The 13,165-nt window shown below is 71.1% G+C and carries 10 protein-coding genes; 8 read left to right on the top strand and 2 right to left on the bottom strand.

All coding sequences use genetic code 11. The annotated features are described in order from the left end of the window. Nucleotides 1–88: 88 nt before the first annotated feature. Nucleotides 89–880: a transcriptional repressor LexA gene (lexA, locus tag ACZ6I1_RS15120; protein WP_469287211.1), complete on the bottom strand. Its 792-nt coding sequence runs from the start codon at nt 878–880 to the stop codon at nt 89–91. Between the two features lie 472 nt (nt 881–1,352). Here lexA and nrdR point away from each other — a divergent pair, with 472 nt between their 5' ends. From nrdR to ACZ6I1_RS15085, 7 genes are all read left to right on the top strand, one after another. Then, nucleotides 1,353–1,865 carry a transcriptional regulator NrdR gene (gene nrdR, locus ACZ6I1_RS15115; protein ID WP_469287208.1) on the top strand — a complete coding sequence of 171 codons (513 nt, stop codon included), beginning with the start codon at nt 1,353–1,355 and terminating at the stop codon, nt 1,863–1,865. A 140-nt stretch (nt 1,866–2,005) separates the two neighbouring features. After that, nucleotides 2,006–4,897 (top strand): vitamin B12-dependent ribonucleotide reductase, encoded by a 2,892-nt coding sequence (locus tag ACZ6I1_RS15110; RefSeq protein WP_469287206.1) that lies wholly within the window; start codon nt 2,006–2,008, stop codon nt 4,895–4,897. A 187-nt stretch (nt 4,898–5,084) separates the two neighbouring features. After that, nucleotides 5,085–5,927 carry an arylamine N-acetyltransferase family protein gene (locus tag ACZ6I1_RS15105; RefSeq protein WP_469287204.1) on the top strand — a complete coding sequence of 281 codons (843 nt, stop codon included), beginning with the start codon at nt 5,085–5,087 and terminating at the stop codon, nt 5,925–5,927. 32 nt (nt 5,928–5,959) lie between these two features. After that, nucleotides 5,960–6,565 (top strand): YdbC family protein, encoded by a 606-nt coding sequence (locus ACZ6I1_RS15100; protein WP_469287202.1) that lies wholly within the window; start codon nt 5,960–5,962, stop codon nt 6,563–6,565. An 83-nt stretch (nt 6,566–6,648) separates the two neighbouring features. Continuing rightward, nucleotides 6,649–7,308, top strand: a complete 660-nt coding sequence (locus tag ACZ6I1_RS15095; RefSeq protein ID WP_469287200.1) for a histidine phosphatase family protein — start codon at nt 6,649–6,651, stop codon at nt 7,306–7,308. Nucleotides 7,309–7,319: 11 nt separating this feature from the next. Beyond that, complete coding sequence (locus tag ACZ6I1_RS15090) at nt 7,320–8,237, top strand: ADP-ribosylglycohydrolase family protein (protein WP_469287197.1); 918 nt, start codon at nt 7,320–7,322, stop codon at nt 8,235–8,237. Nucleotides 8,238–8,418: 181 nt separating this feature from the next. Then, nucleotides 8,419–10,113, top strand: coding sequence for a DUF4153 domain-containing protein (locus ACZ6I1_RS15085; protein ID WP_469287195.1), 1,695 nt, complete (start codon nt 8,419–8,421; stop codon nt 10,111–10,113). Between the two features lie 69 nt (nt 10,114–10,182). Here the strand turns inward: ACZ6I1_RS15085 and ACZ6I1_RS15080 are convergent, their stop codons facing one another. Then, nucleotides 10,183–11,736 (bottom strand): MFS transporter, encoded by a 1,554-nt coding sequence (locus tag ACZ6I1_RS15080; protein WP_469287193.1) that lies wholly within the window; start codon nt 11,734–11,736, stop codon nt 10,183–10,185. Nucleotides 11,737–12,398: 662 nt separating this feature from the next. Between ACZ6I1_RS15080 and ACZ6I1_RS15075 the strand changes: the two genes are divergently transcribed. Further along, complete coding sequence (locus ACZ6I1_RS15075; protein WP_469287191.1) at nt 12,399–13,109, top strand: ribonuclease HII; 711 nt, start codon at nt 12,399–12,401, stop codon at nt 13,107–13,109. The last annotated feature ends 56 nt before the right edge of the window (nt 13,110–13,165 follow it).

Raw genomic sequence — 13,165 nt, 5'->3', positions numbered from 1 at the left:
AGCGCGAGCGCCGGCGGTCCGGCCGCGAAAAACGGCAACCCCCGGGACCGGCGCAGTGGGTCCCGGGGGCTGGATGGAGGCGGCGGGGTCAGACCCGCCGCAGTACGGCGACGACCTTGCCGAGGATGGTCGCCTCGTCGCCGGGGATCGGCTGGTAGGCGGAGTTGTGCGGGAGGAGCCAGACGTGCCCGTCCTCGCGCTTGAAGCGCTTGACGGTGGCTTCGCCGTCCAGCATCGCGGCGACGATGTCGCCGTTCTCCGCGACCGGCTGGCGACGGACCGTGACCCAGTCGCCGTCGCAGATGGCGGCCTCGATCATCGAGTCGCCGACGACCTTGAGGACGAAGAGCTCGCCGTCACCGACGAGCTGGCGGGGGAGCGGGAACACGTCCTCGACCGACTCCTCGGCGAGGATCGGGCCGCCGGCCGCGATCCGGCCGACCAGGGGAACGTAGGAAGCGGCGGGCTTGCCGGTGGTGTCCGTGGGCTGCGAGCTGGGCTGGTCGGAACCGCGCACCTCATACGCCCGGGGGCGGTGCGGGTCGCGGCGCAGGAAGCCCTTCCGCTCCAGGGCCATCAGCTGGTGGGCGACCGACGACGTGCTGGACAGGCCGACCGCCTGGCCGATCTCCCGCATCGACGGCGGGTAGCCCCGCCGCTGCACGGAGTCGCGAATGACCTCGATGACCCTCCGCTGCCGGTCCGTGAGCCCGGAGCTGTCGGCGCGGATGCCTGGAGGTCGACCTGGCAGCGAGCGTGCGGGGCGTACGGGCTCCGCCTCCGGGTTCAGGTGTGCGTCGTTCATGGCATGCACCGGCTCAAGTCGGCTCTGGGAGCGGTTCTGGGCAGTGATGGCGGCACTGTCTGCGGTCGTGGTCACGTCGTCGGCCCCTCTCGAAATGTTCTCCCTAGCTGGACAACGGTAGTAGCTTTCGAAAGGTTGCGCCAAACACACGTTCGAGTGAAAAATCGCAGATCGTCCCGCGCAGGTAAATCAAGCGGTGTATGGGCGAGCGGTTCGCCGAACGCCGGTTCGGCTCGGCATCCGCTGCTTACGGTACCCTTCCCGGTCGGGTCGCGACCCGCCGGGCCCGGGCCCAGTGTGGCACCGGAAGACCCCGTATCCGCCTATCGGACGCTGCGACACGCGGAGTCGGGTAAATCCACCGCAACCCAAGATCTAGTGGTTGGATGAGCGCAGCCACCCAGAAGTTGTGGTCCTCGAGTCCATCGAGGCTCCCGGGATCGCATATGCTGGAGGCTGCTTCACCAGCCCCCGGCAGAGCTCGTCTCTGCCGTTGAGGGGTCTCGTGAGGTGATTCGGTCGTGCCAAGAGGGAGGGTGAGGGAACCATGCACTGCCCCTTCTGCAGGCACCCCGACAGCCGCGTCGTCGACAGCCGCACCACGGACGACGGCACGTCGATCCGCCGGCGCCGTCAGTGCCCCGACTGCTCCCGTCGCTTCACGACGGTGGAGACGGCCTCGCTGATGGTGATCAAGCGCAGCGGGGTGACCGAACCCTTCAGCCGTACCAAGGTCATCTCCGGCGTGCGCAAGGCGTGCCAGGGGCGGCCGGTCACCGAGGACGCCCTCGCCAAGCTCGGCCAGCGGGTCGAGGAGGCGGTGCGCGCCACCGGGAGCGCCGAGCTGACCACCCACGACGTGGGTCTGGCCATACTCGGCCCGTTGCAGGAGCTCGACCTGGTCGCGTACCTGCGGTTCGCGTCCGTGTACAAAGCGTTCGACACCCTTGAAGACTTCGAGACCGCCATCGCGGAACTGCGCGAGCAGCGGCCTCACCCCGAAGAGTGCGGGCCCGGTGGGACCGGTTCGGTCCCCGTGCCCGCCTCCGCCGCCGACTGACCGGACGGCCCTCGCCGCTGCGCTTGCGCGCCGCGGTGTGGCCGGTCAGTCGAGCGAAGAGACGTAGATACGGATACACAGCACCGTGCCGCGGAATAGCGCTGGCACTTTAGGGCGTTTTGCCCGCATTGGGAGGCGGCATGACAGAGACGGCGAGCAGCTCGGCACGTGGTTCCCGCGCCAAGGGGACCAAGGCCGCCAAGGGCGGCCTGCGTATCGAGCGCATCCACACCACCCCCGGCGTGCATCCTTACGACGAGGTGAGCTGGGAGCGTCGTGACGTCGTCATGACCAACTGGCGCGACGGCTCGGTCAACTTCGAGCAGCGCGGCGTCGAGTTCCCCGACTTCTGGTCGGTGAACGCGGTCAACATCGTCACCAGCAAGTACTTCCGCGGCGCGGTCGGCACCCCGCAGCGCGAGACCGGTCTGAAGCAGCTGATCGACCGGATCGTGAAGACGTACACGAAGGCCGGCGAGGACTTCGACTACTTCTCCTCGCCCGCCGACGCGGAGATCTTCGAGCACGAGCTGACCTACGCGCTCCTGCACCAGATCTTCAGCTTCAACTCCCCGGTGTGGTTCAACGTCGGCACGCCCCAGCCGCAGCAGGTCTCCGCCTGCTTCATCCTGGCCGTCGACGACTCCATGGAGTCGATCCTCGACTGGTACAAGGAAGAGGGCATGATCTTCAAGGGCGGCTCCGGCGCCGGCCTGAACCTCTCCCGCATCCGCTCCTCCAAGGAGCTCCTCTCCTCCGGCGGCAATGCCTCCGGACCGGTCTCCTTCATGCGCGGCGCCGACGCGTCCGCAGGAACGATCAAGTCGGGCGGCGCCACCCGCCGCGCGGCTAAGATGGTCGTCCTGGACGTGGACCACCCCGACGTCGAGGCCTTCATCGAGACCAAGGTGAAGGAAGAGGAGAAGATCCGCGCCCTGCGCGACGCGGGCTTCGACATGGACCTGGGCGGCGACGACATCACGTCCGTCCAGTACCAGAACGCCAACAACTCCGTCCGCGTGAACGACGAGTTCATGACGGCCGTCGAGAACGGCACCAAGTTCGGCCTGCGTGCCCGCATGACCGGCGAGGTCATCGAGGAGGTCGACGCCAAGGCGCTCTTCCGCAAGCTCGCCGAGGCCGCGTGGGCCTGCGCCGACCCGGGCATCCAGTACGACGGTGTGATCAACAAATGGCACACCTGCCCCGAGTCCGGCCGCATCACCGCGTCCAACCCCTGCAGCGAGTACATGCACCTGGACAACACGTCCTGCAACCTCGCCTCGCTCAACCTGATGAAGTTCCTCAACGACGACGGCAAGGGCAACCAGTCCTTCGACGCCGAGCGCTTCGCCAAGGTCGTCGAGCTCGTCATCACCGCGATGGACATCTCCATCTGCTTCGCGGACTTCCCGACGCAGAAGATCGGCGAGAACACCCGCGCCTTCCGCCAGCTGGGCATCGGCTACGCCAACCTCGGCGCCCTGCTGATGGCCACCGGCCACGCGTACGACTCGGACGGCGGCCGCACCCTCGCCGCGTCGATCACCTCGCTGATGACCGGTACCGCGTACAAGCGCTCCGCCGAGCTGGCCGCCATCGTCGGCCCGTACGACGGCTACGCCCGCAACGCCGAGTCGCACAAGCGCGTCATGAAGCAGCACGCCGACGCCAACGCCGTCGCGCCGCGCACCGAGGACCTGGACAACGCGATCTGGGCGGCGGCGACCGAGGCCTGGCAGGACGTCCTGCGCCTCGGCGAGAAGAACGGCTTCCGCAACTCCCAGGCCTCCGTCCTGGCGCCGACCGGCACCATCGGTCTCGCGATGTCCTGCGACACCACCGGTGTCGAGCCGGACCTGGCCCTGGTCAAGTTCAAGAAGCTCGTCGGCGGCGGCTCGATGCAGATCGTCAACGGCACCGTCCCGCAGGCCCTGCGCCGCATGGGCTACCAGGAAGAGCAGATCGAGGCGATCGTCTCCCACATCGCCGAGCATGGTGTGGTCGTCGACGCGCCGGGCCTGAAGCCCGAGCACTACGAGGTCTTCGACTGCGCCATGGGCGAGCGCTCCATCTCCGCGATGGGCCACGTCCGCATGATGGCGGCGATCCAGCCCTGGATCTCCGGCGCGATCTCCAAGACGGTCAACATGCCGGAGTCGGCGACCGTCGAGGAGATCGAGGAGATCTACTTCGAGGCGTGGAAGCTGGGCGTCAAGGCGCTCGCGATCTACCGCGACAACTGCAAGGTCGGCCAGCCCCTCTCCGCCAAGAAGAAGGAGGAGGAGAAGGAGGAGGTCACCGCCAAGACGGAGGAGACCATCCGCGCCGCCGTCGAGAAGGTCATCGAGTACCGTCCCGTCCGCAAGCGCCTCCCCAAGGGCCGCCCGGGCATCACCACCTCCTTCACGGTGGGCGGCGCCGAGGGCTACATGACCGCGAACTCCTACCCGGACGACGGTCTGGGCGAGGTCTTCCTGAAGATGTCCAAGCAGGGCTCGACCCTCGCGGGCATGATGGACGCCTTCTCGATCGCCGTCTCGGTCGGTCTGCAGTACGGCGTGCCGCTGGAGACCTACGTCTCGAAGTTCACCAACATGCGCTTCGAGCCGGCCGGCATGACGGACGACCCGGACGTGCGGATGGCGCAGTCGATCGTCGACTACATCTTCCGCCGCCTGGCGCTGGACTTCCTGCCCTTCGAGACCCGCTCGGCCCTCGGCATCCACACCGCCGAGGAGCGCCAGCGCCACCTGGAGACCGGCTCCTACGAGCCCCTCGAGGACGAGCTGGACACCGAGGCCCTGGCGCAGTCGGCCCCGCTCGCCGCGGTGCCGTCGGCTCCGAAGCAGGTAGAGGCCGCCGTGGCGGTCCCGGCTCCGAAGACGGCGCACAGCAACGCCGAACTGGTCGAGATGCAGCTCGGCGTCTCCGCCGACGCCCCGCTCTGCTTCTCCTGCGGTACGAAGATGCAGCGCGCCGGCTCCTGCTACATCTGCGAGGGCTGCGGCTCCACCAGCGGCTGCAGCTGACACGTCCGGCTGATGCCGTGATCCGCTGAGGCGGGCAGGTCCCCGAGGGGGACCTGCCCGCCTCGGGCGTTCTCGGGCCCGCGATCATGGTGCGAGTGCTGCGGACGACGCGACGACGCGACGAAGCGACGACGCGACGAAGCGGACGACGGGAACGGCACGAGGGCAGACGGGGAGATGGGGAGCCATGTGGAGCGGTGACGAGCTGGACCTGGACGCGTATCTGGCGCGGATCGGTATCGGGGGCGGGACCGGGGGCGGGGGCCGGGAACTCCGGCCGGACCTCGAGACGTTGTACGCAGTGCACCGGGCCCACACCGGCGCCATCACCTTCGAGAGTCTGGACGTCGTGCTCGGCCGCCCCGTCGCGCTGGACGTCAAGGCGCTGGAGGACAAGCTCGTGCACGCCCGCCGCGGCGGCTACTGCTACGAGCAGAACTCGCTGCTGGCCGCCGCCCTGGAGCGGATCGGCTTCGAGGTCTCGGGTCGGGGTGCCCGCAACCGCACCCGTGGTGACGCCCTGACCCCGGTGACGCACGCCGTCCTCGTCGTCACGGCCGGGGGACAACCCTGGCTGTGCGACGCCGGGTTCGGCTCCCAGGGCCCCCGCGAGCCCGTCCCGCTGGCCCACCCCGGGGCCGAGGTGCGGCAGGGGCGGTGGACGTACCGCGTCCGGGAGGAGGCGGACGGCGTCCTCGTGCTGTGCTTCCTGCGCGGGGGAACCTGGCGCGACCTGTACGCGTTCTCCCCCCAGCGGTACCACCCCGTCGACTACGTCCTGCTCAACCACTACAGCTCCACGCACCCCCGCTCCGCCTTCATCGGGCGGGTCATCGTCCAGCACCCGGGCGAAGACGTCCGCCGGACGCTGACCGGGCGGGAGCTCGTCCGGCTCCACCCCGACGGGCGGGAGGAGCGGGAAGCCGTCGGTCCGGAGGCGCTGCTCGGCGTAATCGCCCGGGAGTTCGGCCTTCGGTTGCCCGAGCGGGATGCGGCCGAACTGGTACGGATCCACCGCGCTGGGGACTGACCGGGGCCGCGCCGGGACCGTACGATGGCGCCGTGCTGGTCAAGTGGATTCGCTGCACGGTGACGGACCGACGCGGGTTCGAACGGGGGCAGCGCAAATGGGCGGGGCTGCCGGGCGAGCCGGGATTCCGGGGGCAGGGCGGCGGCTGGAGCCGGGGCCGGCAGGGGGTCGCGCATGTCTTCGCGTTCTGGGAGAGCCGGTCCTTCTACGACTCCTTCATGGCCCGGAGCCACGACCGGCTGGCTGCCGCGCAGAACGGCACGTACACCGATCTGCGCGTCACCCTCTTCGACCACCGCTTCGACGTGAAGACCGGCTTCGAGCCGCGCTTCACCGATGCCGACGTGGTCCGGGTCGCGCACACCCGGGTCCGTGAGGGCCGCGTCGACCACTTCGCCCTCATGCAGGAGAAGGTGTGGAACCCCGCCATGGCGGGTTCGCCCGGGATGATCCGCGGCCTCTTCGGGGAGGCCCCGGGCCGGGAGTTCCTGGTGCTGTCGATGTGGCAGGCGGCGGCCGAGCACGGCAAGTACCGGCAGGAGCGGGTCGAGCGGCTCTCCCTGCGCGCCCAGATCCAGGCCGATGTCGAGGCCCTGACCGGCGACGTCGTCGACCTCGAACCCTCCTGGACGGTCTGAACCGGTCTGACCGTACGACGATCGGGCCGGCCGACCGGCGTGCCCGGTCGGCCCGCCCGGCGATGGCCGAATAGGGTCGTGGAATGGTTCGACCACGGCGCATCGTCCTCGTCCGGCACGGGGAATCCGAGGGCAATGCCGACGACTCGGTGTACGAACGCGAGCCCGACCACGCCCTGCGGCTGACCGCGACCGGGCGCGAGCAGGCCGCGGCGGTCGGCGAACGGCTGCGCCGGCTCTTCGGCGACGAGACGATCAGCGCCTACGTCTCCCCGTACCGCCGGACCCTGCAGACCTTCCGGGAGCTGCGGCTGGACCCGACGCGGGTCCGGATGCGCGAGGAGCCGCGACTGCGCGAGCAGGACTGGGGAAACTGGCAGGACCGGGACGACGTCCGCCTCCAGAAGGCGTACCGGGACGCCTACGGGCACTTCTTCTACCGCTTCGCGCAGGGCGAGTCGGGCGCCGACGTGTACGACCGGGTCGGGGCCTTCCTGGAAAGCCTCTACCGCAGCTTCGAGGCCCCGGACCATCCGCAGAACGTCCTGCTGGTGACGCACGGGCTGACCATGAGGCTGTTCTGCATGAGGTGGTTCCACTGGTCGGTCGCCGAGTTCGAGGCCCTGTCCAATCCGGGCAACGGCGAATTCCGGACGCTCGTGCTAGGCCCGGACGGCCGGTATCGGCTGGACCGCCCGTTTGAGCGGTGGACCACACCCGAGCCCTACGACCTGGACGGCTAGAGTGACCCGCGATGACCCCTGATTCCACTCCCGAACGGCGCTACGCACGCGCCCTGTCCAGCCTCCGTGGGCTGGCCCTGGGGGACGCCCTGGGCTCCCAGTACTTCGTCCCCGTCAACTACCCGCTCCTCAAGCGGCGCGAACTGCCCGCCGGCACCGGCACGTGGCAGTGGACCGACGACACCGAGATGGCCTGCTCGGTCGTGGCCGTGCTCGCCGAGCACGGACGCATCGACCAGGACGCGCTGGCGAGCTCCTTCGCCCACCACCACGACTTCGACCGGGGCTACGGGCCCGCCGTGAACCGCATGCTGCGCCTGGTCCGGGAGGGCCAGGACTGGCGCACGCTCGCCGCCGAGCTGTTCAACGGCCAGGGCTCCTGGGGCAACGGAGCCGCCATGCGGATCGCCCCGCTGGGCGCCTGGTACGCGGACGACCCCGAGCAGGCCACGCACCAGGCGGAGATCTCCGCCTACACCACCCACCAGCACCGCGAGGCGGTCTGCGGGGCCATGGCCGTCGCCGCGGCGGCCGCGCTCGCGGCGGCCCCGGCCGGGCCGCCGAAGGCCGCCGACCTGCTGGACGGGGTGATCGCCCTGGTGCCGCGCAGTGCCGTGGGCGCCGGAATCCGCCGGGCGCGGGACATGCTGGACTACGGCGACGCGACCACGGTCGCGGCGGTACTGGGCTGCGGGCGGCGTACGAGCGCCCATGACACGGTGCCCTTCGCGCTGTGGTCGGCGGCGCGGTCGCTGGACGACTACGAGCGGGCGTTCTGGACCACCGCGCAGGTGGGCGGCGACGTCGACACCACCTGCGCGATCGTCGGCGGGGTGCTGGGCGCCCGCGGCGACGAGGTGCTGCCCGCCGCGTGGCTGGCGCGCACCGAGGCGCTGCCCGCCTGGCTCCCGGAGACGGCGGCGCGTTAGGGGGTGTCCGGCCCCGGCGTCCCGGGCGGGGTGGAAGGCGCGGCGAAAGACCCCGTTCCGATTGTCACGGTCCTGCCACAGGAGTCTTTTGAGCCTGTTCAAAACCGCCTGACACCGGCCTACTCTGTCCGCTCCGCCGCCCCATCCGGAATCCGGGGCGGCCGACAGGGGAGGGGACCCGATGTCAGAGAACGCCGACGGGGTGGACAAGGCCGCGGACCGGGCCGAGGGGGCAGCGGCCGACAGGCCGGCCGCCGAACAGGCGCCACCGGCCGCGGCCGCACCACCGACGGGAACCGGAATCCCGGCGGACGCCGCCGCCTGGCATGCCTGGCAACGGCAGCAGGCGTGGCAGCGGACCGCCGCGGCCCGGGCCGCGGCGGCCGCGCCGCCCGCGTGGGTCGTGGCGCTGCGGCCCGCCGAAGCCGCCCCTATCGGGACCGTGACCCTCGCCGCGACGCTGGTCACCGGCCTCTCGGCCGCCCTGCTCCTCGGCGACGGCATCGGCCCCGGCCTGCTGCTGGCCGTCGTGCCCGCCGTGGTCGCCGCGTACGCCGCCGCCCGCGCGGCCCGGCGTACCGCCCGCCCCTGGACCCTGGTCTGGGCGATCGGCTGCCTCGCCCTCCTCGCCGTACCCGCCCTGCGCGACTCGGCCTGGCCGTCCACCCTCGCGATCCTCTCCGCCCTCCTGCTCGGCGCCCTGGCCCTGCACGGCAGCCGCACCTGGCCGGGCGTCCTGCTCAGCCCCCTCGGTGTCTTCGAGGCCGCCGTGTCCGGGCTCGGCTGGGCCTGGGCGGGCCTGCGCTCGCGCGGCGGTGTCAGCAAGGACCGCTGGCTGCCCGTGGTCAAGGCCGTGGTCGTGGCGGCTGTCCTCCTGCTGCTCTTCGGCACGCTGTTCGCCTCCGCCGACGCGGCCTTCGCCGATCTGCTGGGCGGGCTGACGCCCGACATCTCCATCGAGGACGGACCCATCCGGATCGTCCTCTTCCTCTTCGGGGCCTTCCTCGCGCTGGCCGCCGCCCGCGCCGCCGCCGCCCCGCTGCGGTGGGACCGGATCAAGGTGGCCCCCGGCAAGCCGAGGTCCCGTCTCGAATGGGCCCTTCCGCTCGTCGTGCTCAACCTGCTCTTCGCCGGCTTCAACGCCGTACAGCTGGCCGTCCTGTTCGGCGGCTACGACAAGGTCCTCAAGAGCACCGGCCTCACCTACGCCGAGTACGCCCGCCAGGGCTTCTGGCAGCTGCTCTGGGCCACCCTCTTCACCCTCGCCGTGATCGCGCTGGCCCTGCGCTGGGCCCCGCGCTCCGGCGCCGGCGACCGCCGCTTCGTCCGCAGCGTCCTCGGCGTGCTGTGCGCGCTGACGCTGGTCGTCGTCGCCTCCGCGCTGCGCCGCATGGACCTCTACGTGGACGCGTACGGGCTGACCATCCTGCGGGTGTCGGTGACCGCGATGGAGATGTGGCTGGGCCTGGTCCTCGTACTGATCATGGCGGCCGGGGTGTTCGGCGCCCGCTGGCTGCCGCGCGCGGTCGCCGGGAGTGCGGCGGCCGGCGTCCTGGCCTTCGGCCTGCTGTCCCCGGACGGGATGGTCGCCGAGCGCAACGTGGCCCGCTTCGCGGCGGACGGCAAGATCGACCTGGCCTACTTCCAGAGCCTGTCGGCGGACGCCGTGCCGGCCCTTGACCGGCTGCCCGAGCCCCGGCGCTCCTGCGCCCTGCGCGGGATCGCCAAGGAGATCTCCCGGGCCGGGGACGTCCCCTGGTACGCGATGAGCCTGGGTGAGCACCGGGCCCGGCAGATCCTGCGCGAACGGCCGGTGACGGCCACGTACGAGGTCTGCTCGCGTCTGGGCGCCTTCGGCAGCCGGAGCGAGTTCTAGATCCCCTCTCGTACGAGGGCCCGGGCGCGGGATCGTCCCCGCGCCCGGGCCCCTCGTACGTCCGGCCGCTCACGCCGCCGGACCCCCCTTGGGGGCCGCGCCGTTGAGGGCCTCCAGGTCGCTCTTGCGCACCCGGATCACCAGCAGCGCGGTGGCCAGGGCGACTCCCGCCATCGCCACGGCGGCGCCGAACGCGGTGGAGATGCCCTGCGTGAGCACGAGGTCGCCCCACGGGTCGGGCAGCTGCCCGGTCTCCTGGAAGGCGGCCGCCTGGCCGGGCTCCGCCGTGGCCATGAAGGCGGGAACCTGCTGGTCGGCCTCAGTGCGGGCGGCCGTACCGAAAACGGTGACCAGGATGGACAGGCCCAGGGAACCACCGACCTGCTGGCTGGCGTTGAGCAGTCCGGAGGCCGCGCCCGCTTCCTTCTGCGACACCCCGGAGACGGCGGTCAGGGTGAGCGTCACGAAGTTGAGGCCCATGCCGAATCCGAACAGCAGCATCGGCCCGAGCACCCCGGCCGCGTACGAGGAATCGGTGCGGATGAGGGTGAGCCAGCCGAGCCCCACGCCGACGAGGGCGGAGCCGGACACCATGAACGGCTTGGGGCCGAAGCGGGGCAGGAAGCGCTGCGAGAGGCCCGCGGCCGTGACGATGGCGACGGTCACGGGAAGGAAGCCGAGCCCGGACTCGATCGGGGTGAAGCCCAGCACGTTCTGCACGAACTGGACGATGAAGAAGAACATGCCGAACATCGCCGCGGCGAGGCTGAGCATGATCAGGTAGGTGCCGGCCCGGTTGCGGTCGGCGAACATGCGGAGCGGGATGATCGGTTCACGGGCCCGGGACTCGACGGCGACGAAGAGCCCGAGCAGGACCACGGCCGCCGCGAACGAGCCGAGGGTGAGCGGATCGCGCCAGCCGTCTTCCGAGGCGCGGATGAAGCCGTAGACGAGCGAGGCCATGCCGCCGGTGGAGGTCACGGCACCGGCGATGTCGAAACGGCCGGGGTGGCGCTCGGACTCGGTGATGTAGAGCGGGGTGAGGACCGCGATCAGCACGCCGATCGGTACGTTGACGAAGAGGACCCAGCGCCAGTCGAGCCACTCGGTCAGCATCCCGCCCGCCAGCAGGCCGATGGCGCCGCCGCCCGCGGAGACGGCGGCGAACACCCCGAAGGCGCGGTTCCGCTCGGGCCCTTCCGGGAAAGTCGTCGTGATCAGCGCGAGCGAGGTCGGGGAGGCGATGGCGCCGCCGACCCCCTGGAGGGCGCGGGCGGCGAGCAGCTGCCACGGTTCCTGGGCGAAGCCGCCGAGGAGGGAGGCCAGGGTGAAGAGCAGGATGCCGGCCATGAACACCCGGCGCCGGCCCAGGATGTCACCGGCCCGGCCGCCGAGCAGGAGCAGTCCGCCGAAGGTGAGCGTGTAGGCGCTCAGCACCCAGGAAAGATCGGTGGTGCTGAAGTCGAGGGCGGTCTGGATGTGCGGGAGGGCGATGTTCACGATCGTCGCGTCGAGAACGACCATGAGCTGGCAGGCGGCGATCACGGTGAGCGCGATTCCGGGGCGCCCCTCCCGGTGGGCCGCGCCCGGTATTCGGTCTGTGGCGAGCTGAGAACGTGTCACTGAGGATCCCCCTAAGTGAAACAGTGGACGCATTCGTTCACTTGTGGACCACGTTACGAGCCGAAACGCGGTGGACGCGAGCATTCACCGTGGCGGAAATCGGTCGTACGCGCGGCGCATGGCCGCGCCTGAACCCGAACGGACGATTCTCGGGACGGAGTTGGGGAGGGCGGGGCGCAGTCGTGTCGGCCGGTCTCGCGGTCGCTCCTTCACGAGTGCGACGAGAAGGGTGCCGGCCGGTGGCGGAGCCGTCCGGTCCGGAGTGTGTGCCTCGGGCCCGGCTGCTGAGCAGGGAGGCGGTGGGTGGCGGAATCGGCGGGGCGGCACTGGGTCGTCGTGGATGCCCGCTACGGCGCTGCCCGCGCGCGGCGCATGGGTGTGCGGTCGCGAAGGAGGGCCGGGGTTTCGTCGGGGTGATCGGTGTGGTGGTGTCGCCGCAGCGCGATGCGAATGTCGCAGCGTCGGACCGGGCAGGGGCCGGGCGTGGGAACGGGCGTGGAACAGGTGTGACGTCGGACGCGGGGGTGGTCGCGGAGGCGGCCGGGGGATCGGCCGGGGCCTCGGCCGTGGGGCGGATCGGGGACCGGCCGGGCGGCCCGAGCCGGGCCCGACCAGGGGCGGGGTGTGCAGGCGGCGCGGGGCGGCGTAACCTTGCTCGCGCCATGCCGTACGAAGCACCCACCCACACCGTCGAACGCTCCCTCCGTGCAACCACCGGCGCCAAGGTCATCGCCGGGGTCGACGAAGTCGGACGAGGGGCCTGGGCCGGTCCCGTCACCGTGTGCGCGGCGATCACCGGTCTGCGCCGGCCGCCCGCCGGACTCACCGACTCCAAACTCCTCACCCCCAAGCGACGCGACGCCCTCGTCGACGTCCTGGAGGCCTGGGTCACGGCCCACGCCCTCGGACACGCCTCCCCGGAGGAGATCGACGAGCTGGGCATGACCGCCGCCCTGCGGCTCGCGGCGGAGCGCGCCCTCGAGGCCCTGCCGGTACGGCCCGACGCGGTCATCCTCGACGGCAAACACGACTACCTCGGCGCGCCCTGGCAGGTCCGCACGGTGATCAAGGGCGACCAGTCGTGCGTCGCCGTCGCGGCGGCCTCGGTCATAGCCAAGGTCCGGCGCGACCGCATGATGGCGGAGATCGGCGGACCGGCCGGAGGCTTCGAGGAATTCGCCTTCGCCCTCAACGCCGGATATCCCTCGCCCGTACACCGGGCGGCGCTGGAGGAGCTGGGGCCCACTCCCTACCACCGGCTCTCGTGGTCCTACCTCGACGCGCTTCCCCGGTGGCGCCACCTCAAGAAGGTGCGCCGCAGCGAGGAGTCGATGGAGCTGGAAAACGGAGGCCAACTCGGCTTCGATTTCTGATCGCACCCACGTGCCCACGGCCGGTACGTTTCGTACCGGTGTTTGATACACACCAC

The organism is Streptomyces sp. NPDC046303, from assembly GCF_055588085.1.
The sequence above is the reverse complement of the archived record's forward strand: the minus strand, read 5'-3'. Positions and strand labels throughout refer to the sequence as shown.

Bases quoted from the DNA above. Each gene is read 5' to 3' on its own strand.
- nrdR (WP_469287208.1), top strand. From the start codon at position 1,353: ATGCACTGCCCCTTCTGCAGGCACCCCGACAGCCGCGTCGTCGACAGC.
- ACZ6I1_RS15110 (WP_469287206.1), top strand. From the start codon at position 2,006: ATGACAGAGACGGCGAGCAGCTCGGCACGTGGTTCCCGCGCCAAGGGG.
- ACZ6I1_RS15105 (WP_469287204.1), top strand. From the start codon at position 5,085: ATGTGGAGCGGTGACGAGCTGGACCTGGACGCGTATCTGGCGCGGATC.
- ACZ6I1_RS15095 (WP_469287200.1), top strand. From the start codon at position 6,649: ATGGTTCGACCACGGCGCATCGTCCTCGTCCGGCACGGGGAATCCGAG.
- ACZ6I1_RS15090 (WP_469287197.1), top strand. From the start codon at position 7,320: ATGACCCCTGATTCCACTCCCGAACGGCGCTACGCACGCGCCCTGTCC.
- ACZ6I1_RS15085 (WP_469287195.1), top strand. From the start codon at position 8,419: ATGTCAGAGAACGCCGACGGGGTGGACAAGGCCGCGGACCGGGCCGAG.
- ACZ6I1_RS15075 (WP_469287191.1), top strand. From the start codon at position 12,399: ATGCCGTACGAAGCACCCACCCACACCGTCGAACGCTCCCTCCGTGCA.